Origin of the sequence: Burkholderia sp. Ac-20392, assembly GCF_017104585.1 — a bacterium.
In the GTDB taxonomy this organism is placed as follows: domain Bacteria; phylum Pseudomonadota; class Gammaproteobacteria; order Burkholderiales; family Burkholderiaceae; genus Burkholderia; species Burkholderia lata.
On the sequence record NZ_JAAGPB010000872.1, the window covers coordinates 1 to 2,046 of the forward strand.

The 2,046-nt window shown below is 68.2% G+C and carries 1 protein-coding gene; it reads left to right on the forward strand.

All coding sequences use genetic code 11. The features are described 5' to 3' along the window. Positions 1–33 precede the first annotated feature (33 nt). On the forward strand, positions 34–2,046 hold a 2,013-nt coding region (locus tag G3N99_RS39195), incomplete at its 3' end, for a site-specific recombinase (protein ID WP_206125080.1).

Below are 2,046 nucleotides of genomic sequence, written 5' to 3' on the forward strand. Positions count from 1 at the left end.
TCCCGCCCGCCAAGGGCTTTCGCTATTCCGTTTATGTTTCGTTCCCTGACGACCCTGATCAAGAAGTGGCGCGCGTCGCGCAATGCCGCTCACCAGCTCGATGCGTTGCTCGCGCTCGCCGACGCCGATGCGTCGTACGCCGAGCGCAGCGAATGGCTGATCGAGCTCGCGCACTGGCTGCGCCGCACCGGCACGATGCAGGCCGCGCAGGACACGCCGGCCGATCGCGACACCGATGCGCGCGCGTATCCGGCCCATGCGCGGTTGCGCTACCTGTTCCACGTGCTCGATCGCAATCCCGCGTGGAAAACCCACGCCGCGCGCATCCTGCGCGGCATCCTGCGCGAGTGCGACGGCATCTCGTTGCTGTGCGACGCCGGCATGCCCGTGCACTCGGGCTTCTTCGGCGCGCTGTTCGAGCGGATCGACTCGTCGCTGATCCCGCCCGCGCCGAACCGCCGCGAGCTGTCGGCACTGTTCACGCTGATGTTCCCGACGCCGGAAGACGCACAATGGATCGACGCATTGCCCGCCGATCTCCTCACGCGCCTCGCCGAGCTGATCTCGTTCGACGTCACCGACGAAGAGCGCCACGAGCCGGGCTCGTTCTCGCGCGACCTGCTGGCCGCGCTGCACAACCTGACCTGCCAGATCAGCTCGACCGGCCTGTCGCAGACGGTGCGCAGCCGGCTCTCCGACGACGACGCACGCAAGCCGCTCGAAACACAGCCGTTCTACCGCCTCACGCGCGCGATGCTCGCGGTCGAGACCGCGCACGCGGCCGTCGAGGACGGCGGCGACCCGAGCAAGCTGCTGCACGAGGTGAACTACCTGCGCGTGCTGCTCGACGAATGCCGGATCGCCGTCGACGACGTGTTCTCGCACCTGTACCGCAACGGCGTGTCGGTCGACATCGTGTTCCAGGTCGAGCGGATGCGCATGCGCATCCTGCGCGCCGAGATGCTGCTGAACGCATGGATGGCGCGCGACGACCTGCACGGCATGGCGCACCTGACGGCCGAGCTCATCGATGCGAACCACAACAGCCAGAGCGTGTCGCACCTCGTGCGCAGCAACTTCTCGCTGTTTGCGCGCAAGCTCGTCGAGACCAACGCGGACACCGGCGAGCACTACATCTCGCGCGGCCGCGCCGAGTACCTGAAGATGCTGCGGATGGCGGCCGGCGGCGGCCTCGTCACCGTCGTGACCGTGTGCGTGAAGTTCGCGATCACGGGCGCGCACCTGCAATCGATGTTCGAAGGGCTGCTCGCGGGCGTCAACTACGCGGCCAGCTTCATGCTGATGCACTTCCTGCACTTCACGCTCGCGACCAAGCAGCCCGCGATGACCGCGCCGACGCTCGCGCGCGAGCTCGACGACACCGGCCACGAGGAAGGCGTGAAGGCGTTCGTGCAATCGGTTATCGCGCTGATCCGCACGCAGGCCGCCGCGATTTCCGGCAACGTGCTCGTCGTGCTGCCCGTGTGCCTGCTGGTGCAGCTGTTCGCGGGCAACGTGCTGCACGCGAACCTGATCTCGCCGGAAAAGGCGCACGCGACGCTGCACTCGTTCTCGCTGCTCGGCCCGACGCCGCTCTACGCGGCGCTGACCGGCGTGCTGCTGTGGGCGTCGAGCCTGATCGCGGGCTGGGCCGACAACTGGTTCGTGCTGCACCGGGTCGGCGACGCGCTCACGTACAACCGCCGTCTGCGCCTCACGCTCGGTGCGGCCGGCGCCGCGAAGCTCGCGCACTTCTGCCGATCGAATGTGGCCGGCGTGGTCGCGAACGTCGGCCTCGGCCTGATGCTCGGCCTCATTCCGGCGATCGTCACCGTGTTCATGTTCCCGTTCGAGGTTCGGCACGTGACGCTGTCGGCCGGTTCGATCGGCATCGCACTCGGCGTGCTGGGCAAGGATGCGCTCGGCACGCCCGAGCTGTGGTGGGCCGGCGCCGGCGTGCTCAGCATGGCGATCCTCAACGTGCTCGTGAGCTTCGCGCTCGCGTTCACGATGGCCGTGCGCTCGCGCAGCCATCGTGAACGCGAG